General features: G+C 54.1%; 1 protein-coding gene. It reads right to left on the bottom strand.

Annotation, left to right across the window (positions count from 1 at the left end):
* Positions 1-35: 35 nt before the first annotated feature.
* Positions 36-290: DUF6867 family protein (locus EN853_RS33615; RefSeq protein ID WP_135861384.1), on the bottom strand; the 255-nt coding region annotated here is incomplete at its 5' end.

Here is a 290-nt window from a genome sequence, read left to right as displayed (position 1 = left end):
GCCGATTCGTCCCTGAAGCGGCGTAATGGTGAACGTCAACCTTTCGGCTTCCAGCTTAACAAGGAAGCTCTTTCGTAGAGCCAGTTATACTGTGTGACCATTTGGTTGGTGCGCGTGTATTGATAGCCCAGGAAGCCAAGGATCATCAGCACGATGGTGTCGACGAGATAGTAATGCAGTGAGAACATCGTGCCGTCGGACAGCGCGTGATGGATGAACCGGATGCCTATGCCGAGACCGAGCATATAGAAGAACAGCTGAACGTGGCTGCTCCAGGTCTGAGCGGCGGC

Origin of the sequence: Mesorhizobium sp. M1C.F.Ca.ET.210.01.1.1, assembly GCF_004791585.1 — a bacterium.
In the GTDB taxonomy this organism is placed as follows: Bacteria; Pseudomonadota; Alphaproteobacteria; order Rhizobiales; family Rhizobiaceae; genus Mesorhizobium.
This window is presented reverse-complemented; position numbering and strand designations above follow the sequence as displayed.